Source organism: Vibrio phycocola (assembly GCF_054404255.1).
The window spans coordinates 567,923-590,703 of the sequence record NZ_JBTAMQ010000001.1 but is presented as its reverse complement, the minus strand read 5'-3'; the positions used below and the strand labels follow the sequence as shown (position 1 = coordinate 590,703).

The 22,781-nt window shown below is 40.6% G+C and carries 17 protein-coding genes; 12 read left to right on the top strand and 5 right to left on the bottom strand.

The window, feature by feature from the left end; genetic code table 11:
- Window positions 1-21: 21 nt before the first annotated feature.
- From ACXJY6_RS02810 to ACXJY6_RS02785, 6 genes are all read left to right on the top strand, one after another.
- Entirely contained in the window at window positions 22-1,041 is a 1,020-nt protein-coding gene (locus tag ACXJY6_RS02810) for a hypothetical protein (RefSeq protein WP_458767295.1), read from the top strand.
- A 26-nt stretch (window positions 1,042-1,067) separates the two neighbouring features.
- Window positions 1,068-1,685: a hypothetical protein gene (locus ACXJY6_RS02805; RefSeq protein ID WP_458767294.1), complete on the top strand. Its 618-nt coding sequence runs from the start codon at window positions 1,068-1,070 to the stop codon at window positions 1,683-1,685.
- Window positions 1,686-1,751: 66 nt separating this feature from the next.
- Window positions 1,752-3,692 carry a putative bifunctional diguanylate cyclase/phosphodiesterase gene (locus tag ACXJY6_RS02800; RefSeq protein ID WP_458767292.1) on the top strand — a complete coding sequence of 647 codons (1,941 nt, stop codon included), beginning with the start codon at window positions 1,752-1,754 and terminating at the stop codon, window positions 3,690-3,692.
- A 936-nt stretch (window positions 3,693-4,628) separates the two neighbouring features.
- A complete protein-coding gene (locus ACXJY6_RS02795) occupies window positions 4,629-5,612 on the top strand; it encodes a TRAP transporter substrate-binding protein (protein WP_456052675.1) in 984 nt (327 codons plus the stop codon).
- A gap of 85 nt (window positions 5,613-5,697) precedes the next feature.
- Window positions 5,698-6,987 carry a TRAP transporter large permease gene (locus ACXJY6_RS02790; protein ID WP_456052676.1) on the top strand — a complete coding sequence of 430 codons (1,290 nt, stop codon included), beginning with the start codon at window positions 5,698-5,700 and terminating at the stop codon, window positions 6,985-6,987.
- Entirely contained in the window at window positions 6,987-7,568 is a 582-nt protein-coding gene (locus ACXJY6_RS02785; protein ID WP_458767290.1) for a TRAP transporter small permease, read from the top strand. Before ACXJY6_RS02790 ends, ACXJY6_RS02785 begins: the two co-directional genes overlap by 1 nt.
- 159 nt (window positions 7,569-7,727) lie before the next feature.
- Here the strand turns inward: ACXJY6_RS02785 and ACXJY6_RS02780 are convergent, their stop codons facing one another.
- Together ACXJY6_RS02780 and ACXJY6_RS02775 are read right to left on the bottom strand one after the other, a co-directional pair.
- Complete coding sequence (locus ACXJY6_RS02780; protein WP_458767289.1) at window positions 7,728-10,232, bottom strand: Ig-like domain-containing protein; 2,505 nt, start codon at window positions 10,230-10,232, stop codon at window positions 7,728-7,730.
- A 295-nt stretch (window positions 10,233-10,527) separates the two neighbouring features.
- Entirely contained in the window at window positions 10,528-11,262 is a 735-nt protein-coding gene (locus ACXJY6_RS02775) for a DeoR/GlpR family DNA-binding transcription regulator (RefSeq protein ID WP_456052679.1), read from the bottom strand.
- A 338-nt stretch (window positions 11,263-11,600) separates the two neighbouring features.
- Here ACXJY6_RS02775 and ACXJY6_RS02770 point away from each other — a divergent pair, with 338 nt between their 5' ends.
- The 5 genes from ACXJY6_RS02770 (at window position 11,601) to ACXJY6_RS02750 (ending at window position 16,658) form a co-directional block, all read left to right on the top strand.
- Window positions 11,601-12,617 carry a C4-dicarboxylate TRAP transporter substrate-binding protein gene (locus ACXJY6_RS02770; protein WP_456052680.1) on the top strand — a complete coding sequence of 339 codons (1,017 nt, stop codon included), beginning with the start codon at window positions 11,601-11,603 and terminating at the stop codon, window positions 12,615-12,617.
- 75 nt (window positions 12,618-12,692) lie between these two features.
- Window positions 12,693-13,163, top strand: a complete 471-nt coding sequence (locus tag ACXJY6_RS02765; RefSeq protein WP_456052681.1) for a TRAP transporter small permease — start codon at window positions 12,693-12,695, stop codon at window positions 13,161-13,163.
- A 16-nt stretch (window positions 13,164-13,179) separates the two neighbouring features.
- Window positions 13,180-14,469, top strand: a complete 1,290-nt coding sequence (locus tag ACXJY6_RS02760) for a TRAP transporter large permease (RefSeq protein ID WP_456052682.1) — start codon at window positions 13,180-13,182, stop codon at window positions 14,467-14,469.
- Between the two features lie 9 nt (window positions 14,470-14,478).
- Window positions 14,479-15,276: an HAD family hydrolase gene (locus ACXJY6_RS02755; protein ID WP_458767288.1), complete on the top strand. Its 798-nt coding sequence runs from the start codon at window positions 14,479-14,481 to the stop codon at window positions 15,274-15,276.
- Window positions 15,277-15,380: 104 nt separating this feature from the next.
- Entirely contained in the window at window positions 15,381-16,658 is a 1,278-nt protein-coding gene (locus ACXJY6_RS02750) for a hypothetical protein (RefSeq protein ID WP_456052684.1), read from the top strand.
- A 123-nt stretch (window positions 16,659-16,781) separates the two neighbouring features.
- Here ACXJY6_RS02750 and glpC read toward each other — a convergent pair whose 3' ends face one another.
- Genes glpC through glpA form a run of 3 tightly spaced genes read right to left on the bottom strand, consistent with a single transcriptional unit; the run spans window position 16,782 to window position 20,994 of the window.
- On the bottom strand, window positions 16,782-17,996 hold the full coding sequence (gene glpC, locus ACXJY6_RS02745; protein ID WP_458767286.1) for an anaerobic glycerol-3-phosphate dehydrogenase subunit GlpC: 1,215 nt from the start codon (window positions 17,994-17,996) through the stop codon (window positions 16,782-16,784).
- The gene (gene glpB, locus ACXJY6_RS02740; RefSeq protein ID WP_458767285.1) at window positions 17,990-19,321 is read right to left on the bottom strand and encodes a glycerol-3-phosphate dehydrogenase subunit GlpB; all 1,332 of its coding nucleotides are present in this window, start codon (window positions 19,319-19,321) and stop codon (window positions 17,990-17,992) included. The genes glpC and glpB overlap by 7 nt, the downstream gene beginning before the upstream one ends.
- A complete protein-coding gene (gene glpA / locus ACXJY6_RS02735; protein WP_458767284.1) occupies window positions 19,318-20,994 on the bottom strand; it encodes an anaerobic glycerol-3-phosphate dehydrogenase subunit A in 1,677 nt (558 codons plus the stop codon). The genes glpB and glpA overlap by 4 nt, the downstream gene beginning before the upstream one ends.
- 325 nt (window positions 20,995-21,319) lie before the next feature.
- On the opposite strand from glpA, the gene glpT reads away from it, so the two are divergent.
- Window positions 21,320-22,699 carry a glycerol-3-phosphate transporter gene (gene glpT, locus ACXJY6_RS02730; protein ID WP_458767283.1) on the top strand — a complete coding sequence of 460 codons (1,380 nt, stop codon included), beginning with the start codon at window positions 21,320-21,322 and terminating at the stop codon, window positions 22,697-22,699.
- Window positions 22,700-22,781 lie beyond the last annotated feature (82 nt).

The window sequence follows — 22,781 nt, the reverse complement described above, 5'->3', positions numbered from 1 at the left end:
ATTCCGAGAAAACTGTTACCTATGCGAAAAACACTTACAGCTTTATTTATGCCTATTATCGGTTTTATACCGCACCTCTCCTATGCTGAAACGAATGGGTTTCAAATCTTAGGTGAAAATAGCCGGTGGGCAATCGATATTGCGTCTAGAGCAACACGTAATATAGATAAAAACCACAACAGTTTAATGACATCTATTGGTCTAGATATCCACAAAGTATTTAGTAACCAAACATCTGATATAGGTACGCTAACTTTTCAACCCTATGTTGTTAAGTTAGATAATGTAAGCAATCCTGGATTTACCTTTGAAGATGGTGACGATACCGAACTTACGTGGCGAATTGCTAATTTCAATTATACGGCATTAAGTCAAGGTCAATTCAATATAAAATTGGGTCATTTAGAAATTCCATACGGTTTAGAATATCAGCTAGATACCAATGGTACTTTACGTCAATTTACCTACAGTGATAGAGGGATCAAGGCCGATTGGGGAGTTTCAATTAATGGCATACTGCCTCAGTTAGAATACGAGGTGGCCCTAACCCGAGGTTCTGGGAATGAGATCACATCTAGAGATAACCCTCACATTTTTTCTGGAAGAATAGGCACTCTCAGCAATAAAAATACTATTTTAGGCATGTCTTGGTTTTCCGGTGATGTATTAGGAAGAAATGGTACAACTCAAAGGAAAAAAATAGGGTTAGATGCTTCATACTATTATTATCAGTGGCAGTTCAGAGCTGAATCATCTATCGGCTCAACGGCAAATAATGACACGGTTAATGCCCTAGCAGAAACGCTATGGATGAGCCCCAAAGAAAGTCTCTCAAGCTATATTCAACTAGGATATCAAAGTACAGAAGTTGATCATCAAGTCGGTAGCGATACTCAATCGACCAGTTATTGGTTGGCAGGTGTGCAGTGGTTAAGCCACAATTGTTTTGATATCAGCGCTCAATACAAACATAAACTAAAAGATACAACTACAATAGATATAGACCCAGTTTTTAATTTACAAATCAGGTTTAGATTATGATAACCAGTACACATCGGTGTTAACGTATGTTCACTAAGCTCAAAACTTTACTTGTATTAACCTTAATACAAACAATAACCGTACCTTATGCAAATGCGGCTTTTTGTTCACTAAGAGATCCTGTTTCAGCGATCCAAATACTTTATGGTCAAGGTTACGAATTTCGGTCATTAGTGACCCCCATTACAAATGAAGACAGAAAATCAGTTAAAGATAAACTCTCTTTTACCATTCACCAAAATGAAGTCGGTAAGCATACTTTATACTTACTTTATAAAGATAAAAAACACACTGGTTTCCTACAAGCGCGATCGGAGTGGGCAAAGTGGGGATTGATTGAAATCGCATGGGCAATTAATGTCGATAAAACACTAAAAGGCTTTTATTTTCAGCGTTGTCGTAGTCCTGAATGTAACGACAATGTGGTACAGAATATTACTAAACACGTACAAAACAAAACATTTGAACAATTAAAAACCTTTTTAAGTCAAGATGGTGAATCATTGTCAGAGTTAGGCAAGGAAACCTTTCCAAATGCTCAACCTATCGTGCTTTTAGCGCTTCGATCGGCATTTAAAACGTTAGCAATTACCGAAATAAGTTGGGACAAAAATCTTTTACTTACTTCGAATAAAGTTGATTAAAAGACTCCTATGAGAATAAGAAGCTATTTAGCGGTCCTCGTTTTGAGTTGTTTACTCGGCGCATATATGCTGGAGAAGGTATTAAATTATCATTTTGAACATGTCCAAGCTTCTGTTGATAAACACACCAAAAGTCTTTTATGGGAAAAAGATTTAGAAAGAATAGATAATAGTGTTTCTCAATTCCTTGTCTCAACCGATCTTGTTATAGCCTCTGGTAATACCTACCTGATTTTTGGTGCACAAAATATGGGTCATTACATAACAGATGAGCTATCAATAATACAAAAAGAAAACCCTTTCAACCATCTAAATATAAAAATAGAAAATGTCATAACTCATATTAATACGATAAATGGTTATTTAGACATTATAGGAAATACAACTGAAGAAAATCTTACTAATCGTTTACGTGAGTTATTATCAGAGTATGACCCTGTCAGCTTCGCTTTGTTTCAGGATATCTCATTTATTATAGAACAAACTAAAAATAACATAGAACAAGATTCTATTCTTCTCGAACAAGAAAAAGACTTTATGCAAGATGTTAGTTTATTCTCACGCATCTTGTTTTTTATATTAATAATTGCATTGTGGTGGTGGGCAAATAGAAGAATTTGTAAGCCATTAAACGAATTAATTAATTCAGCGAATAAAGCAATAATAGGTAGCGATTTTCAATCGACCAATAATGCTCCTTCTGAAATTATCGAGTTAAGTAATGATTTTAAGTTATTAACCCAATCTCTGTGTCATCAAGCTTCGCATGACCCTCTCACAGAATTGCATAACAGAAGAGCATTTGAACGCAACTTAAATGACATTATCAAAGATGACGAGCATAGTTACTTCTTATGTTTTATTGATTTAGATTATTTTAAAACGATCAATGATACCTGCGGACATGCCGCTGGAGATGAAATACTAGTAAGCGTTGCCCGTATACTCAAAGATAACGTAAGCAATTCTGATACAGTTGCTAGGTTGGGTGGCGACGAGTTTGCAATTTTACTTAAAGACTATTCAGAAAACAGTGCTTTACTTGTCGCAAATACTATAAAAGATAATATTCAAAGTTTAACTTACCACTGGGAGGAAGAAACCTTTAAATTAAGTGCAAGCATAGGTTTGGCTCCTAAAATTAATGGTAGTACCACAACAAGTATATTAAATTCTGCTGATATCGCATGTAGTTCAGCTAAAGAATCAGGCAGAAATTCCGTACAATTATTTGATATCAGTAGCGAAGAGTCTTCTGACAAGCGAAAAAACATATTATCGGTTCATCAGATTAATAATGCCATAAGTAATAATCTATTTATTTTGTATAAACAAGATATTGTTTCATTACAAAATCATCAGTCTGGTAAACATTTCGAAGTTCTATTAAGGATGCAAGATAGCAGTGGTAATATCGTCAGCCCCGATTGCTTTTTCCCAACTGCAGAGCGGTATCAATTAAGTAGCAAAATAGATCAGTGGGTAATTAACTCTGTCTATAAACACTATGAAAATTCCAGCCAAGAATTAAATAATATAGAGACTATTGCTATTAATATTTCAGATCATTCATTGATAGACGATAGTTTAGAAAACTTCATTAAAGATAAAGTTGAATCAAATATAATACCTCCTGAAAAGATCTGTTTTGAGATTACTGAAACGACTGCAATTAACAATACAAAACGTGTCCGTTCTTTTATGGCGAACATAAAGGTACTTGGTTGTAAGTTTACTTTAGAGGATTTAGGGAGTGAACATTCGTCCTATACCCATATAAAAGAATTTCCGACCGATAAGATCAAAATTGACGGTGCTTTTACTGGCAACATGATGGAAAACCCAATGTACTTTACAGCCGTTAAGTCGATTTGTGATATAGCAAAGGCCTCTGGGCAAGAAGTTATTGCTGAACTTGTTGAAGATCCAAATATAGTCGAAGCCTTAACTATGTTAGGCGTTGATTATGCACAAGGTCATTACTTTTCTAAACCAGAACCGCTATAAGCCTCTAGCGAAACGACGTAACGAAGTTGCTCTGGTAATTTATAACAACGACACATCAAGAAACGTGAAACCAAAATCTGGCTAACTCGGCTCCCTTAGTGGCTCATGAATCTCCATTCACAAAGAACATTGAACACTGCTAGCTAGTATTAACTCACCCATTTTGACTTCCACCACCCGACCTCTCAATACAATTAAGAAGTGATGAAATAATTAGCCATTACATGAAAACTCGCCTAATAATTAAATAAGTTAATATAATCGCACTAATTAGAGATACCAGTCACACTTATTATTCTTTACGCTGTCGCTAAGAACACACTGAAAGTTAATTTAACAAAAGCTTTATTTTTTATTTATTGTGACATACGAAACACAACACTCATAATATCAACAAAATCTAATTTAATTGTTATTCACACTCTCTCATATATTGATGATTCTCATATATTGTACATCATGTTTTTAATATATTTCAGATTGAATTTAAACTAGAAATGAGATCTATAACTTAGTTTTCTCTCATAAAATATTGTTATAGTAATTGTAATACAAGATGATTATAAATTTAGATCATATATAGGTTAACAATCTGTTTTTAAAGGATTTATATTATCAAACACTACAAAATTGCAACACTAGGCATTCATTAAGAATGATGGTGTAGTTTAATTGCATATAAATATTTTTATTTATTTCATATGCAATCTATTTAAATGATTTAAGTAGTGAATTGTATTACTAGTTGTGTTTTGAGACCACTTTTAAGTATTAAACATATAGATGTGTTTTCAAATATAGCGTTATTAATTCAGTTGAATAAGAATAAATATTTGTACGTTTAAGAGTTAGATAAAATCGTGCAGAGTTAATGTGTTTATTCATATAAACATTAGAACCAAAGCAAGAAAACTTATAATAAATTAGAGGTTAACTATGCGTTCAAAATTAAAAAAAGGTTTAGTGTCGGCTATGTGTTTAGCATGGGCATCAACAGCGTTTTCTGCTGTTGAACTCAAGCTTGGCCACTTTGGATCTGAAGAGCACCCTTCCCATATTGCTGCAATGCAATTTGCTAAAAACGTAGAAGCACGTACTAACGGCGAAGTTGAAGTCGAGCTCTACCCTAATAATGCATTGGGAAGTCCTCCAGAAGTACTAGAGCAAGTAATGTTAGGTGTGGTTGATATGAGCCTCTCTGGACAAGACCAATTAGCAAAACATGTTCCATTATTTGACACTGTTAGCATCCCATTTTCGCTAAGTAATGCTGAACATGCTGACCGCGTTTTGGATGGACCATTCAAAGAGTGGGCTGCACCAGAACTTGAGAAAGTTGGCCTTGTTTATCTTTCTAGTTGGGATTGGGGATTCCGTCAGTTAACCAACTCTGTACGTCCAATTTTAACGCCTGAAGATATTAAAGGTTTAAAAATTCGAACTCCACCTGCAATGACCTATCAAGCAGCAATGGGCGCGATCGGTGCTAACGTTCAAACCATTTCGTTCAGCGAACTTGTCATGGCAATGCGTCAAGGCGTTGTTGATGGACAAGAAAACCCTATCGGCGTGATTTACAACTTGAAACTCTATGAGTCTCAGAAATACATCTCGATCATCAACTACTTGTACAGCTCTATGGTTCACGTTGTATCGCAAGATGCTTGGTCTAATTTGAACGCAGAACAGCAACAAATTGTTCGTGAAGAGTCTGACTCTGCTCGTTTATTGATGCGTAAACTATCACGCGCTGAAGAATTAGAACAAATCGAAGCGATGCGTGCCCAAGGCATCCAAATTGATGAACCCGATCTTGCACCTTTCCAAGCGATGATGGGTCCTGCATATGACCAAATCAAAGCGAAAGTAGGCGCTGAAAACTTTGATAAATGGATTGAGATGACTAAATCGGTTAAATAACTCAACAATTTAGACATTTTATGTTGTTCGATTTCGCCTCTTTTGAGGCGAAATCTGTTTTAAAAACAGGGAGTTTGCACTCAGCATGTTGACCTTAGCTATATTCGGCGTTCTTATTTTCCTACTACTGATTAACGTGCCCGTTGTGGTCGCGATTGGCTTAACATCAGTAATGTTTTTTGTTGGCTTGGGCGATGCTCGCCTTTTAGCCATGTTACCTCACCGTATGTATTACGGTACGACAGGTTTTACTCTTTTAGCGATCCCATTTTTTATCCTGGCGGGTAATTTAATGAATACCGGCGGAATTACCGACCGTATATTCCGATTTGCAAAATCGATGGTCGGACATATCTCTGGCGGCATTGGACAAGTTAACATCGTTGCGAGTGTTATCTTCTCTGGTATGTCTGGTTCTGCAGTGGCTGACGCTGCAGGCTTAGGACAAATCGAACACAAGGCCATGGTCGATCAAGGCTACGACCCAGCAGATTCTGCAACACTTGTTGCCGCATCTTCTGTCATTGGCCCTGTCATACCACCTAGTATTCCCTTTGTACTTTATGGGTCCATCACCAGCGTTTCGGTAGCTCGTTTGTTCCTCGCAGGTTTTATTCCCGGAGCCATGATGGCGATTGGGATGATGATTGCATTAAGCATATTAGCCAAGCGAAAGAACTACCCATGCGATCCAAATAAAGCAACAATCAGAGAACGCTTTTCTGCTTTCAACGGTGCATTTTGGCCCTTAATGGCTCCAGTGATTATCATTGGCGGCATTATGAGTGGTTTCTTTACGCCAACCGAAGCGTCAGTAGTAGTGTGTGTTTATGCGGCTCTTCTTGGTTTCTATTATAAAGATCTCAAGCTCAAAGAAGTTCCTGGAATCATCTATAAATCGATCACGCAATCGGTCAGCTTACTGTTTATCATTTCAGCAGCGAACTTCTTTGGTTGGTTGATCATTCATCAGAAACTACCAGACAGCATTATCGAAACCTTGGTGGGATTCGGTGCTACTCAATCAACCGTTATGTGGATCGTTATCGGTATCGTTTTAACCATGGGGCTATTTTTGGAAGGTAACGCAATCTTCTTAATTACGCTGCCATTGTTTATGCCGATTGCCCAGATGTTCGATATCGATCTCGTCAACTTTGGTGTCGTAATGGTATTGCTGATCATGATTGGTAACCTAACGCCTCCGGTGGGAATGTGTCTCTTCGCAGTCGACAGTTTTGCCAAAGTCGGAATGCCCGCGCTGGCCAAGCGAGTATGGCCTTACCTACTTATGATCTTCTTAATAACGGTACTGATTGCTTTTGTCCCTAGCATATCGCTGTTCTTACCTAACCTAATTATGGGAGAAATGTAATGATTAGTTTATTGAAAACAGCCGACATTTGGGTTCAGAGAATTTTGCGTTATATCGCGATGACCATGTTTACCGTGCTTGGAACTCTTTTGTTTGCGAATATCATGTTGAGATTGATTAATGACTTCGTTCAATTTTTGCTCAACAATGGATTCGATGGCATTGCTGGCGTGATTCAAAGCGTTGTCACGATTAGCTCATTCCATTGGTTTGACGAAATCATCGAACTCAGCTTTGCAGCATTGGTATTTTATGGGGCAGCCGGATTATGGTGTTCCAAGCTTCACTTTTCAGTCGGAGATTGGATCAGTCCACGCATTAAAAATGTGCGCTTAAAGCATTTTTATAAATTGGTTATTGTGATTATTTCGGCTGTCTTTATGGCGATACTATTTTGGTATTCGCTAAAACTCACCATGAGAACGAATCAAGTTACCACGGTATTTCAAATCAAACAGTGGATTCTCTATTCATGTATCCCAATTTCTTCAATGATTATGCTGATATATTCAATCGTTGATGTCATTGTTGAAGCGAGACGTTTTGCATTTGGTGATAAAGCAGCAACGTCATTATCGTGATGTGATTAATGAGAAGTAAATACTGAACCCTACCCAAGTTATTCTCATTATTCTTGGGTAGGGTTCATTGAAGTGTAAAAATAATCAACGGACATTCTCAATATCCTATTCAAAAATAACCAACTCAAAAAATATACGGCTGCAATGTATGGTAGTACGTTACACGGGCACCGATACTGACGATGGAAGTGTTGTAACATATGATTTGTTGATATTAGAAAAGCCAGGAAAAGAGATAGTTCCTGTCCATAAGTCCACACTTTCAGTTTGGTAGTTGTAGTCACGAGACACATTACCGGCGGAAAACAAAGCCAGCGCCATACCTCCACCTGATCCCAAATACCAAAATAATGTACTCGACGTCGTCCATGAGCTCATGGACCAACCAGTCGCTGGCAAACCTTCATCACCCAATATGGCACTGCCATCCCCCACAATCACAAATGTATCATCACTGGATAAATTACCTGCTTGCTGCCACTTCTCTGATCCGTTTAAATTCACAACTTCACTCTCTGACGACACCATTATGTATATCGTATACGATGTCGCCGCATCGAACGTTCGGGTACTATGATCCGATGACAGTCCAGTAGTAAGGTCGAACACTACCACGCTCGTGTCAGTGATACTTACCGTGGTATTCGCGGTCGATGTCGTTGTATTCCCTGCCGAATCGATGCTGTTCAGCATGACAGACAAACCATTCCCCGAAACCAATTCGGGTGTAGCACCATTATTATCTGCACTAGTAACATCTAGTGACCAGTCCCCACTTCCATCCGCGGTGGTCGTGTAACTGTAATTGGTGCTGTCTTTTGTAAAACTCACAGTGACGACTGAGTCTGGCTCTGCTGTTCCTTCAAGGTAATCCACGGTTCCTTGGGTTGTATCGATCGTTGGGCTAACTGGTGCTGTCATATCGCCAGTCACCTCAAAAGGTCCACTTGCTGCACTGATGTTACCCACGGTATCCGTTTCAGTGTACGTAAAGCTGTAGTTGGTGGCATCAGCAACTGCCGCCGTATAGTTCCAAGTGCCATTGTCAGCAACCGTGACCATCGTCAACTGGCTAAGAGAGTTGTATAGCGTGATTGTATTGCCACTTTCACCTGTCCCACTTAGCACTAAGCCTGAATCATCAGTAGTGTCGCTACTTACTAATGCCCCGACTTGCAAACCTACATCATCTGTAGCGCTGATTGAACCAACAGTCGGTGCAGTGATATCAACCTCAATCATGATCGCTGGGCTTTCATCTGCCCCACTAATTTGTGAGGTTACCGATATTTCACCTTCTCCGGCTGCAATGATCGCACTCTCCGGTACCGTGACTACAACATCACCATTGCTATTCAAGTTGGCAATACCAATATATTGCTCACTTCCCCATCTTATAGTTACACTGTCCCCAATCACGGCCCATGCAGCTATCACCTCGACACCAGCACTTGCTTCAGATGCACTAACACCACCAGAAGCTGCTTCAATAATTGGCACTGCAAGCACTGTACTGCTTAACACTTCCGAAATTGCTGTTTCATAAGCATCAACACCTTGAGTAACCACAGAGACCCCATCAGCACTCATGGTTACACCGCTTGAGTCAGTTGTAATTTTAGCTTCAAGCGAATCGAGTGTATCTCCAATACCGTTGATGGTGAGGGAATCCGCCCCGGAAAGTGCTGCCAATACCTCTCCATAAATTTCAGCATTACTGGTACCATCACCAGTGTTATAGTCATCATCGAGTACAGTAACGACCTCACCGGTAATGTCATCAATCCCAAAGAGTTCTCCTATTTGATCATTGATGGCGACATCCGCTGTGGTCAAAGATAAGCTGCTGACATTACTACTCTCTATCCCAGCCTTACGCACGGCCAACTCTGTAAGTGGGGTAACGCTCACACGCACATCATTACCATCGGCCACTGTCATTGCACTTAAAGAAGTCTCCAGACTGGTACTTGTATTCGTAGTTTCATCGATATAGTCACCGCTCGCTCCATTATTATCGGATATCACAACCAGTATTGGCCCGACATAATTTGAGTCAATCGTCAATGATGCTGTGCTGGCTGACAGATCACAGTTATCGCTATAAAGAAGACTGCCGCTCTCGTCATACACTTTAACGCCCACTGTTGAGATAAATGTACCCGCAGCAGCGGTTAAATTGATATCGTACCCTGCTGTTTCTAGGTTAGTTGTACCTGAACTACTCGAGCTACTTGAACCACTGGCTACAGCGCCTCCCAATAATGCAACTACGCTCATTGTGACGAAATTAGAGTTACCGCTCGTGTTGCCTGCTTCGAACGACCAAACTAAGCCTTGCTCAATGTCAAAGTCATGATTTGAAATAAACGTTCCCGCAACCTCAGAAGAAGGATCGACAGGCAGTTCGCCACCTTCAACCCAATAAAAGGCAGCGATATCTGTATCACTATAAAAACCAACAATTTCAGCGGCAATATCGCCATCTCTAACCAGCTCTAAATCATCGTCTTTACGAATTAACTCTATACCATCAGTGACTGCCACTCCTAATTCATCTACCAGCGTATAAATCGCACCAGATTCGACTCCATAGCTTAAAGATACATCTAGTGGCCAGTAAGAGGTTTGGTTATCACGAATAACTCTAAGTTGTAATGACACGATAATTACTTCCTTTATGAAATTTACATATAATCAATAAATTAAGTTGATATAATGAATATTAGTACATGTTTGATTAGTTCACATATCATTTAACCAATGTGAGGAAATCACATTATCGTGTAGGGCTATATGAATTTGGTTTTGGGTTGTTGACGAACTCTCAATACAAGTAAAACAGCGCTTTTACGAACATAAAAGCTACTCAAATGAGAGTGACATTAATCTATCTAAGACAAGAAGATCTATGGCAGGTAACATTGGCTTAATTTCTGATTAATAACACGACTGCTTATTACTCAACAAAATACAAAGAGCATTCATCGGATAACTCTTTTTTATTGGTATACACTCTTGCGAAATCGGTTAAGCTCGCGACTTTAACTGAAGCAAGACGTTCCCACTTACTCGCATCGGCCAATAACCAGCTTTGGCGTGATTGCATCATAATCGTTTTTGATATTTCCGACTCTTGCACTTCATGCTCCATCGCCAATAAAGACGGCGTAATAGTGGCGCAACCGACAATGCCAATATCCGCTTCAAAATTACCTAAAAATTGTAACGTACTATGACCAACAAGATCTTGATGCTCACTTCGAACGACGCCCCCACATAGGTAAACTTCTACATTGGGATTAGACTCCAGAATTTTCGAGACTTGAAGGTTATTTGTTATCACACGAAGTGACGATATATCAGTCAAGAACTGCGCAACATAGGTAACGGAGGTACCAATCCCCATCATAACTGTGGAACCTTCTGGAATTTGCTGCGCGACCTCTTTTCCCATTCGTTGTTTAATCGTCGATTCAACCTCACGGCGAAATTGATAGGTCGTATTGGTCAGTGTCGTTGGTAAACTCAATCCACCGTGCACCCGTCTCGCCAAACCTTGTTCACATAACAGCTTCGCATCACGACGAATTGTTTGTGTCGTCATCGAGAAGATAACGGCCAACTCATCGATTTGAACATCATTACGTTGCTTTAAGTAATCTAAAATTTGTTGCTGGCGTTCGGTCAGCATGTGCATAGGCTCCTGAAAGTTTATCGTCAAACATTTGTAACAAGCATGTTCATTTTGTTCAAGTGAACATTAAGTAAAACTACGATTGATCTAGAATATGCTTCGGTTATACCAGCAATTACATATGAAAAAGGCATATCAACGCTCAAGCTGTTAACACGATCACAACATTCTAATGAAAGTTTCAATGTTCATATGAATATCAATATAAACGCTATATTGTGTCTCCGTATTACAATAAAAACTACATATCATTACATGCAATACGCATACTACGGGCCCATTTCTGGGCGATGATGGAACATAAACACCTACCTACTTATTCGAGGGTTACAACAATGAAAAAGCTACTTCTAGGAACCGTATTATCCGCAGCCACATTATTTGGAATGGGCATTGCAGGAAGTACCGCGGCGATAGCAGCTGATAAAGATCCACTCAACATTAATATGAGCCTAATATTCAGCCAAAATGAATTGCTAACGCAGGAACTCATTAAAGTTTCTGACAGTATTCGTGAACGGACCGACGGTAGCGTAAATATAAAAGTTTTCCCAGGTGGTCAGTTACCAACCTATAAAGACAACCTTGAGCAAGTCGTAAACGGTGCAGATTGGATCGCCGTTGAAGACCTTAGTTACTTAGGTGATTTCGTACCAGATTTCGCTGCACTTGCAGGACCAAGCTTATATAACTCTTATGACGAATATCTTGCGATGATGAAAACCGATTTTGTTGCCGATTTGACCGCACAAGCAGAAGAGAAAGGCATCAAGATTTTAACAGCAGATTATATGTTCGGCTTTAGACATATGATCACAAATAAAGAAATTAAAAACTCAGCTGATATGAAGGGTATGCGTATTCGAGTACCTGGTAGCCAACTGTTTATCAGCACACTATCAGCGATGGGAGCATCTCCAGCAGCATTACCATTTACTGAAACTTATGCCGGTGTACAGCAGGGTGTAGTTGATGGACTTGAAGGTTCAATCCTAACTATGTACTCAACCAAAATTTATGAAGTGGCAAAAAACATGTCACTCACTAAGCACTTCTTAGGTACTGTTGGTTTGTATATTGCTCCAAAAGTTTGGGCTAAATTAGACGCAGAACAACAAGCAATCGTAATGGAAGAACTTGCAAAAGGTGCTGAGTCTAACACTGAACAACTGGTTAAGCTTGATACTGAATATATGCAAAAACTTAAAGATGAAGGCGTTAAGTTCAACGAAGTTGATAATGCTGAATTCGGTAAGCTAACGGCTGAAGTTTATACTCAGTTCCCAGAGTGGAGCGAAGGTGTACACGCGAAAATCAACTCTGAACTCGATATTATCCGCGCTGCCAAATAATAGCTTCAATCTGACGCCCTTATGATTTTGTAAGGGCGTATATCAACTAGCTTGCGTCAACTGTATGGAGCAGCAATGCGCTTTTTAATTAACTTTGAAGAAATCCTAGCCTCTCTCGCCATTTCGGTGACGGTATTAACCGTCATTGTGAATGTTTTTCTGCGTTATGGCTTCGGTTTTGTCGTTCCTTGGAGCGAAGAACTTTCTGTTATCTGTTTTATTTGGTCGGTTTATTTCGGCATTAGCTCTTGTTATAAGCACAGGTTACATATGGGTGTCGATATCATCGTTAGCATGATACCTGAAAAAGCAAAACGACCTTTTCGTTTAATGGTTTCAACGTTCCTGTTGGGACTAAATCTACTAATGGCGTACTTAAGTTACGACTACACCATGCTATCAACCAAAGTCACTCCAGTTATGGGCATGTCGTATTTCACGATTAATAGTGTATTAGTCGTTTGTTTCTCATTAATGGCCATTCATACTCTGAAATTTATCAAAATTGATTTAATAAATTCAGACGAAGATTCACCACTAAATTAACTATTAGGTAACCCCAGTGGAAATTTACTTACCCATTATTCTCTTATTTGTTCTGTTCTTGTTGAATATTCCGATTGCATTTTCACTTATTGCTTCGGCGATGACTTACTTCCTATTTTTCAACACCTCTCTTCCTGTAAGTCTCGTCATGCAACGGTTTATATCGTCAGCGTCTTCTTTCCCTTTATTAGCCATTCCTTTTTTCATAATGGTCGGTTCCATTATGAATTATGCAGGCATAAGTAGAAGCCTGCTAAAGTTTGCAGATTCATTAATCGGCCACAAAATTGGCGGACTCGCTCATGTAAATGTGCTATTAAGTACATTAATGGGTGGAATTTCCGGCTCTGCCAACGCCGATGCAGCGATGCAGTCTAAAATCCTTGGCCCTGAAATGACAAAGCGTGGTTATGACCTCCCTTTTACCGCAGCAATAACGGCGGCCTCATCGAGTATTAGCCCGATAATTCCACCCGGAATTAACCTGATTATCTTTGCCCTACTCGCAAATGTATCTGTACATTCCATGTTTGTTGCGGGTTATATCCCTGCACTTATGATGGCCGGATCATTGATGATTGCCATCGCGATTATTGCTCGCAAACGTAATTACAAGCCATCACGATCGGAACCGGCATCAGCAAAAGAAAGGCTTGGGCACTTTGGTCGCGCAATCCCTGCGCTTCTTATTCCATTCGGCATTATCCTTGGTATGCGCTTTGGCCTGTTTACACCAACAGAAGCTGGCGCTATTGCTATCTTGCTCTGCGTTATTATCGGTGCATTTGTCTATCGTGATCTAAAACTAAAGCATGTTCCGGTTATATTGAAGGAAACGATTCAAGGTACCAGTAGCGTGATGTTTATCATCATCGGAGCCATGGTATTTGGTTACTACATGACGTTAGAGCAAATTCCACAACAAGTTGCTTCTGCCCTGATTGGCGTAACCGATAATAAATTGGTTTTACTGCTTTTAATTAACGTTCTACTGCTCGTCATCGGAATGTTTATTGAAGGCGGCGCTGCAATGATTATATTGACCCCACTACTGCTACCTGCTGTGCTTAACTTAGGTGTCGACCCAGTTCACTTTGGTATCGTCGTCATCGTTAACATCATGATTGGTGGTGTAACCCCGCCGTTTGGTTCCATGATGTTTACCGTATGTACCATTCTCAACGTAAGAGTTATGGATTTTGTACGCGAAGTCGCGCCATTGTTGCTTGCTTTATTAACGGTCTTAATGATTCTGACTTATTCCGAAGATATCGTGTTGTTCTTACCAAGATTATTACATTTCTAGAGAATACAGATGAAGAAACTACCATCACAGCAGCTCCCTTCCGAATGGGAATCTATTTCGTGGGTGCTAACCGATGTTGATGATACGCTAACGTGGCAAGGGAAACTTCCGCCCGAAACTCTTATCGCGTTAAACCAACTACAACAAAATGGAATCAAAGTTATTGCGGTAACGGGAGCCTGTGCGGGTTGGTGCGACCACATCGCACAGCTTTGGCCTGTTGATGCGGTTATTGGTGAAAATGGGGCTTTTGTCCTTGAAAAAGAAAACGGCTTTTTGACGCTAAAAGCGGATTTTAGCCGTGAAGTACTTAAGCAACAGCAAATAAAATTAGAGGCTCAAGTACTGGATATACTGAAGGCCTATCCCAATTTAAACCTAACGCTCGATCAATCTTACCGCTTGTGCGAAGTGGCGATTGATATTGGCCAAAATCGACCCAAAGTCGACAGTATTACCGTTGGCACCGTAGTCGAGAAAATTCAGGCACTCGGAGCTCATGCGACCGCCAGTTCGATCCATATAAATGCGTGGTATGGCAACCACTCTAAAATTACCACATCCCTTCACTTTCTTAAGGCAAAAGGGTTATCAGACAGCGACATTCAAGAACAATGTTGCTACGTCGGCGATTCTCTCAATGACGAGCAAATGTTCGCGACCTTATCCAAAAGTGTTGGTGTGGCGAATTTAACACGCTATTGGGAACAGTTGACTGCTTTTCCGACGGTTATTACGCAAAATTCAGGTGGATATGGGTTTGCAGAATTCACGGATAACCTACTACAATTAAAAGGAAAAGGTTAAACATTTCAATCACAAACACTCCGAGCTTTTAGTGCATTGATTGTTTTCTCTTTGTTCAAAATCGTCACTACATTTACCAATCTCAATTAGGACAAGTCGAATCAATGAACTTGGATCTTGAAATATCAGATACATCGATGGAAGTCAGAACGACTGTCAGCAAAGACAAAGATTCAATTCTCGAAATGTATATGTTTTTACCGAGTGATATGGGCGTGAAAGAGCGCGATATCTGCGCAAATGTATTATTAGATTTAAAAGCCTCTCGATATCATTATTCCGTTTCGAAAGCCAAATTCCCATTGCTAAAACAACAATCAGATCGGTCCGACAGTGGTCTTGATTTCCCACTTTTCCTAAAGACATTTAAGTTAAAGCTATCGCGGCTAACCCAAGACAGTGATCACGCAAAAACCTCGATTGATGATTACTTGGCAACCGTTAAATCGCTACTGAGCGACCTTAGAAACACGCCAACCAATGAAGGTAACATCAAAGATTTTCGGACTGCCGATGAGCTTTGCTCGTATTATGCTGAGCAGATTACCTTGTCTTTTTGCTATCAAAACACAAAGGAATCCGAGAACGATATCAACACAGTTTACGATGACTTGATTAATTTAGCCTGTGAAGAACGAATGTACAGACGCGATACTTATGGCTTAAAGTCTAAGGAAGCGCAATACATACGCCGCAAAGAAAATTTCTTTTGTAAGTCGATCAATATTCGCCAAAAAAACACCACTCTCGGTGTGGTTCGAGAACAAGCAGCCTTTAGCCTCGCTGCTTTCTTATCTATGTTAATCACCACTCTTATCGTCTTCTATGTTCAATTAGGTTACGGCAACCTCTCTTTTGCGCTTCTGATGGCACTTTGTGTCAGTTATATTTTCAAAGATCGTTTTAAAGAGTTGTTTCGGATCTATATCGCCAAAAAACTCAGTAAAGGAAAATTTAGCTTTAAGACGACGCTCTACGACAGTGACGAAGTTGTCGTTGGTAGTTGCTATGAGCTGGCTGAATATGCCAACTTAGATGAAAATATTCTCAACGTACGTGGGCGCGGTAAATACACCAAAAAAGACGCGGATGAAGTGGTAATTTGTTATAAGAAAAAGTACTCAATGACTAACCGGTTTATGAATGGGTTTACCCAATTGCGCGATACCATGGATATCAACCTGCACAGCTTACTTGAATTACTGCCAGAAACTGCACTAAAGCATATTGCCTATGACAAGGGCCAATTGGTCAGTAATCGGTTTTCCATGTTGCATGACATCAATTTAATCTTTCGCTTAAACAATAATAAAATCATGCGTTATCGAGTCAAAGTTTCCCACTCTCAAATAGTGAAACTTGAGCCGGTACAAATTGTATAACACACGCTTTCCTGCTTATTTTTCCTGTATTAAATTTGCTTTTTTCTTTCCAAAAATAACGAAACAGCCCGCCTAATAACCAGGCGGGCTGTTTCGCTATTTGGAGTTACCAATAGACGCTGATTAGTCGCGAATCGCTTCTGCAATTAACGACACTGGGTGGATACATTCCAAGTCGGTATTTTCTTCTATCTGCCATTTACAGGTTTCGCAATCGGTAATCGCCAAATCTGCATTTGCCGCAGCAATCTGAGCAAATAAACCAGAACCAATAGTCATTGATGCGGCGTAGTTTTCTTCCTTAAAGCCGTAAGTGCCTGCCGAGCCACAGCATTCACTATTCAAAACTTGAAGATCTAAGCCAGGAATCGATCGTAATAACTCAATCGTAAACATAGTATTGCCACTGCGCTCTAAGTGACAAGGTGTATGATATACCACCTTTTTATTGATCGGTTTCATTGCTGGCGAGTTACCATTCATAAACTCTTTGAGTAAATAACGGGTAATAAAGTGGATACGGTCGGCTACACTTTCATTATCAATACCAAGAACATGCGGATATTCATCTTGTAAGGTAAACGCACACGTTGACGATGTCGCGACAATTTCCCGCTTATGAATTTCGACAGAATTTTCGAGTTGGCGCACATTGAACTTAGCATTTTTTTGCGCCTTTTTATGAAATCCATTAGCAATCAGAGGAACACCGCAACACTTTTCATTTTCTAGAAGATGAAGCCCTATTCCCATCGCGTTGAGTACTGTAACCAAATCTTTTCCTAGCTGCGGGTGATTGTAATTGACATAACAGCCGTGAAAGAAGCTAACACCACGTGCAAATTGCGTTTGATCTGGGCAAGACTTTTTATACCACTTACGAAACGTCCCGTGAGAATATTTCGGCAGCGATTTATGGTCATGTACCCCCACCGTTTTATGCATAATTTTCTTAACCAATGGCGTACTGGTCGCAGCATTAACGATGGGTGCTACTGGTGTTGCAAGCGATCCAAATAAGTCCGTATGACTAAGAATAAAGTCCCTAACTGTCTTAGGGCTCGCAGACAACTTGCCATATTTTCCCCTGGCTATCGCGATGATATCACCGATTCTAACGTTCGAAGGACAGGCGGTTTCGCAACGCTTACAATTGGTACAATACTTCAGAATGTCATCGTAGTATTGAGGATCTTTGATACGCAACCGTTCGCCATCAGGACCACATTGCTTCGGGCCCGGAAAGTCGGGATTGGCTTTTGCGACGGGACAATAAACCGTACACACAGTGCACTTGATACATTGGTCAAAACTGGTGTCGCTGGTTACGTCTAACATTGTTCACTCTCCACATTCAATTGCTCTGTCTGCTTAACAGTGAAGTTATCTGAAATATAATACGCAGTTGATATAGCAACACCTCCTCCAGAACCTTCTGCGATGGGGTTATAGTGTGCCAATACTGAGCCACAACAGTGAACGTTACTCACCGTAGCGCCATTGAGTGACGGATTAAAGTGCTCATTAGTTTCTAACCCAAACGACATAAATGCATGGGGTTTTGGTGAGAAAAACGTCTCCTGATACCACTTATCACGAGAGCCTGTGGTACACACATCAAAACCAAATACAGGCTCAATTATACGATCGTATTCTGCGCGTAAGCCGTTACTAAAAAAGCTGCCACTGGCCAACACGAATGTGTCCGCCGAAAGTGCATAGTCTCGTAGTTTTCGCGTCCAAATTTTATTAAGAACCAAGCCATTGCTTCGCTCTACAAATTCGCCTCCTGTAACGCAGTCCCCTTTCAACAATACACCGCCTGCAGTAATAAATTGACGCTCTAGCGCTTCTTCAAGTCTAACTCCCATCAATGATGGTGGCATGGTTGGTATTTCATTGAAGCTTATGCCCGTCATCGCCTTTAAACGCGTCAATATTTCTAGCCCTTCAGCGGTACCAAAAATAGCAGGTACTATCACAAGGTCATTTTTATTCGCTCCAAGCGAGATTTGATTAGCAAACTCCGCCAACGTGTCATCACTCTTCAGCAACCGAATAAAATCGGACGAACGATAGTTGGCAACATCTATAGAACCGTGGTTTAAATTATTCAAAGACACCGATAAGCTGAGTATGGGTGTGTCATTAAACCTTGGATTAGATTTCAAATTGTCGACAGCAACATTCGCTTGAAAATCGCGAAAGTCTTCAAGTGAAAGCACAACAACGCGTTCGAATTTTGGTTGTGTCTCTTGATACTCAATTTTTTCAACAAACGGTTGAGATAAAAAAGTGGTACTTAAGGCACCGAGAGTGGTGATTCTCCAATGATTCTCATTGTGCTGAGACTGATGCAATGGAACGCCCGCGAGATTAATCATCTTGGTAAACCACTCTATGGCTGACTCCACATTGTTTGCGCCTAACTTAGCATAAGGATGAGTCGGAAATTGCGTCGGAAATTGCTCAATCGCTTGATAAGGAAACTGAACCGCGTCACCACAAGGCAATGTCGACAAGACATCTATCGATCCAGAAGCAAAATGCAGTGCACTGCGACCATTGTTAATCAAAGCCGTTTTCTGACCTAGCTCTAACGCTCGAATGGCCGCGCAATACCCCGCCATGCCACCACCAATAACAATCACATCGTACTTCATTCCGCTTCTCCCGATGTTTGCGCATGATTCACATATTGGTTTGCTGTGTCTCGCGTTGGCGTTTCTAACTGGGAAGTACCAAGTAGGCCTTCATAAATCCAGTAACTAAATTCCGCTTCTCGCAACGCATCTCCCCATAATACTGGCTTAGCTCCTTTCCATCTTTCTTCCATAAATTCAACTAGTAAGCCACTGCATTCGACTCCACTTTTATCGCTGAACTCATTAAATAGCCCGGCTGCGCGATAGGTACATGTTTCCCCCTGACATGGCCCCATTCCAACACGAGTACGACGGCGCAAGTCTTCAATATTTTCCACATCTAGATGATTCAGAGCATATTCAATTTCACCCGCTGTCACCATTTCACATTCACATATAATCGCACTCCGCTTTGGTTCATCACTTAAAAATGAAAGTGCGCGTTCACCATGGCGGTATAGGGCGGACTCGTAAACCGGCTTAGCAATACTGGCGCTACGTAACGAGGGTTTGGGTTGCTCAACAGAGCCCGGTAGTGAACGTGTTGCGGTAGTACAAGTTTGCGTATTACCGAGTTTCTTAGCCACAATATCTGTTGCCTGCTCAGCCATTAAACGATAGGTCATTAGCTTACCGCCAGTAATCGTCGTCAGTCCTTGTAGACCATCTTTTTCTCCATGGTCGAGCAAAACAATTCCACGGCTGATATTTCGACCAGTGGTGTCTCCGTCGACGGCTACGAGTGGACGAACACCAGCATAAGCTCGCAGTACTCTTGTATTTTGCATTACAGGCGCTAACTTGCTGCCCTCGCGGAGTAATATATCGACTTCGTCGGAGCTTATTTTTAAGTCGTTGATCTGGTCATACTCAATTTGTTCGGATGTAGTTCCGATTAACGAAATAGTATCGCCGGGAACCAAAATGTCGGCATCGGCAGGCTTGCGACATCGATTTATCACCAGATTATTAATTCGGTAGTCGAGAATCAGTAACGACCCTTTTGCAGGAAACATCTTGATGCTTAAGTCAGCATATTCACAAATGGTTTGCCCCCATATACCCGCAGCGTTGATGACTTCTTTGGCATAGACTTCATAGCCTTGGTTTAGCTGAGTATTAAAACATCGAACCCCAACTACACGATCAGCTTGAATAATTAATGACGTCACTGTGGTGTGAGTATATAACCGAGCTCCATGCTGCTTGGCATCAATAATATTTGAAGTGCAAAGACGGAAAGGATCTAACGAGCCATCTGGAACTTGAACGGCACCGAGCATGGCAGGATTGGCATTTGGCTCAAGGCGCAGTGCTTCTTTCGCACTCAGTTGTTTCGACTCTATGCCTGCTGCAGAACAAGACTGTATAAACTGTTGTTGAAAGTTGATGTCATCTTCAGGAAGGGTAATAAACAAACCACTGGTTTCTTCGACACAGTGACGAGCTATATTTTTAAGAATCTTATTCTCTTGAATACACTCTTTGGCTGAATGCAGATCTGTTACTGCATATCGAGCTCCAGAATGAAGTAAGCCATGGTTGCGCCCAGTAGTGCCAGAAGCAATATCCCCTTGTTCGAGTAAGATACATGGTATGCCCCTGAGAGCACAATCACGCATGATACCAGTTCCCGTTGCACCACCGCCGATGATGACTACATCAGTTTCGAGCCGAATATACGTTTTCATAATACACTCAAAGAAAATAAGAAAAGCAAACAAACGAACGTTTATTTTCGTTTTTAGATTTTATCGAAACCAAAACGAGCATTGCAACACTTATCTAACCAAACATTGATCTGCCACCGATCAGTTTTAAATGCATCATAATCACAATCATTAATTTCAAATATATTGAATTTATTAGATTTAATTTAATTCTTATCACAAATTAAATAAAACGAACATATGTCTCACTTTTAATTATCAAAATCGTCATAATCCGCTCGTTCGAGCATTTAAGTTCGTTTTAACTCACAAATTAAAATTACAATGGAACATATAGGTAACAGCTATGTTTGGAATATTTAAACCTAAATCGCATATAGAGCGATTATCTGAAAATCAGATAGAACCCACATATACCCGTCTTCGTTGGCAATTGTTCATGGGAATATTTTTTGGCTATGCAGGATATTATCTTGTACGTAAAAACTTTAGTCTTGCGATGCCATTTCTTATTGAGCAAGGTTTTACTCGAGGTGAACTCGGCGTGGCATTGTCTGCTGTTTCAATTGCGTATGGCTTATCGAAGTTTTTAATGGGAAGTGTTTCTGACCGTTCAAATCCAAGGTATTTCTTAAGCTTTGGCCTCTTAATGTCGGCCGCCGTGATGTTCTGTTTCGGCTTTATGCCATGGGCAACTGGCAGTGTTACCGCTATGTTTGTTCTTTTATTTTTAAATGGATGGTTCCAAGGTATGGGCTGGCCAGCCTGTGGCCGAACCATGGTTCACTGGTGGTCTCGTAAAGAGCGCGGAAAGTTAGTCTCGGTATGGAACGTTGCCCACAACGTCGGTGGTGGTTTGATCGGCCCTATGTTTATTTTAGGTCTGTGGCTGTTCAACGATGATTGGCATACCGCCTTTTACGTACCAGCATTTTTCGCAACCGTAGTCTCTATCTTTATCTGGATTACGCTGCGCGATACCCCTCAATCGTGCGGATTACCAGCGATTGAAGAATATAAAGACGATTACCCAGATAACTACGATGAGTCAAACGAAAAGGAAATGACCGCAAAAGAGATTTTCTTTAAGTATGTATTCAACAACAAATTACTTTGGTCAATCGCTATTGCTAACGCGTTCGTTTACATGATTCGTTATGGTGTACTTGATTGGGCGCCAACATACCTATCTGAAGCAAAAGATTTCTCAGTCGATAAATCATCTTGGGCTTACTTCCTGTATGAGTGGGCAGGTATTCCTGGAACATTATTATGTGGTTGGATTTCAGATAAATTATTTAAAGGTCGCCGTGCTCCAGCCGGTATCCTATTTATGGTATTGGTGACCATTGCCGTATTGGTGTACTGGTTTAACCCAGCAGGAAACCCAGGTATCGATATGGCCGCACTGATCGCTATCGGATTCCTTATCTATGGGCCTGTGATGCTAATTGGTTTATATGCTCTTGAACTGGCGCCTAAAAAGGCCGCGGGTACCGCAGCGGGCTTAACAGGTCTATTTGGTTATCTGGGTGGCGCAGTCGCTGCGAATGCTGTACTTGGTTATACCGTTGACCACTTTGGTTGGGATGGCGGTTTCATTCTATTAACCGCGTCTTGTGGTATTTCGATTCTATGTCTTTTCTACGCTTACTTTGGCGAAAGAAAATTCCACAAAGAGAAAGAAGAAAAAGAAAGACTCGAAGAAGCAAATGCTGCAATTTAATATCGAGTAATTACCTTTAACTCACCCCAAGCAGCGCCAAGTCGATCTCATTCTTGGCGCTGTTTATTTTTAGAACCCGCAA

Excerpts from the sequence above, each read along its gene's own strand:
- ACXJY6_RS02790 (WP_456052676.1), top strand. The coding sequence starts at position 5,698 with ATGTTGACCTTAGCTATATTCGGCGTTCTTATTTTCCTACTACTGATT.
- ACXJY6_RS02775 (WP_456052679.1), bottom strand. The coding sequence starts at position 11,262 with ATGCTGACCGAACGCCAGCAACAAATTTTAGATTACTTAAAGCAACGT.
- ACXJY6_RS02805 (WP_458767294.1), top strand. The coding sequence starts at position 1,068 with ATGTTCACTAAGCTCAAAACTTTACTTGTATTAACCTTAATACAAACA.
- ACXJY6_RS02755 (WP_458767288.1), top strand. The coding sequence starts at position 14,479 with ATGAAGAAACTACCATCACAGCAGCTCCCTTCCGAATGGGAATCTATT.
- ACXJY6_RS02800 (WP_458767292.1), top strand. The coding sequence starts at position 1,752 with ATGCTGGAGAAGGTATTAAATTATCATTTTGAACATGTCCAAGCTTCT.
- ACXJY6_RS02765 (WP_456052681.1), top strand. The coding sequence starts at position 12,693 with ATGCGCTTTTTAATTAACTTTGAAGAAATCCTAGCCTCTCTCGCCATT.
- glpA (WP_458767284.1), bottom strand. The coding sequence starts at position 20,994 with ATGAAAACGTATATTCGGCTCGAAACTGATGTAGTCATCATCGGCGGT.
- glpC (WP_458767286.1), bottom strand. The coding sequence starts at position 17,996 with ATGTTAGACGTAACCAGCGACACCAGTTTTGACCAATGTATCAAGTGC.
- ACXJY6_RS02750 (WP_456052684.1), top strand. The coding sequence starts at position 15,381 with ATGAACTTGGATCTTGAAATATCAGATACATCGATGGAAGTCAGAACG.
- ACXJY6_RS02770 (WP_456052680.1), top strand. The coding sequence starts at position 11,601 with ATGAAAAAGCTACTTCTAGGAACCGTATTATCCGCAGCCACATTATTT.
- ACXJY6_RS02810 (WP_458767295.1), top strand. The coding sequence starts at position 22 with ATGCGAAAAACACTTACAGCTTTATTTATGCCTATTATCGGTTTTATA.
- ACXJY6_RS02795 (WP_456052675.1), top strand. The coding sequence starts at position 4,629 with ATGCGTTCAAAATTAAAAAAAGGTTTAGTGTCGGCTATGTGTTTAGCA.
- ACXJY6_RS02785 (WP_458767290.1), top strand. The coding sequence starts at position 6,987 with ATGATTAGTTTATTGAAAACAGCCGACATTTGGGTTCAGAGAATTTTG.
- glpT (WP_458767283.1), top strand. The coding sequence starts at position 21,320 with ATGTTTGGAATATTTAAACCTAAATCGCATATAGAGCGATTATCTGAA.
- glpB (WP_458767285.1), bottom strand. The coding sequence starts at position 19,321 with ATGAAGTACGATGTGATTGTTATTGGTGGTGGCATGGCGGGGTATTGC.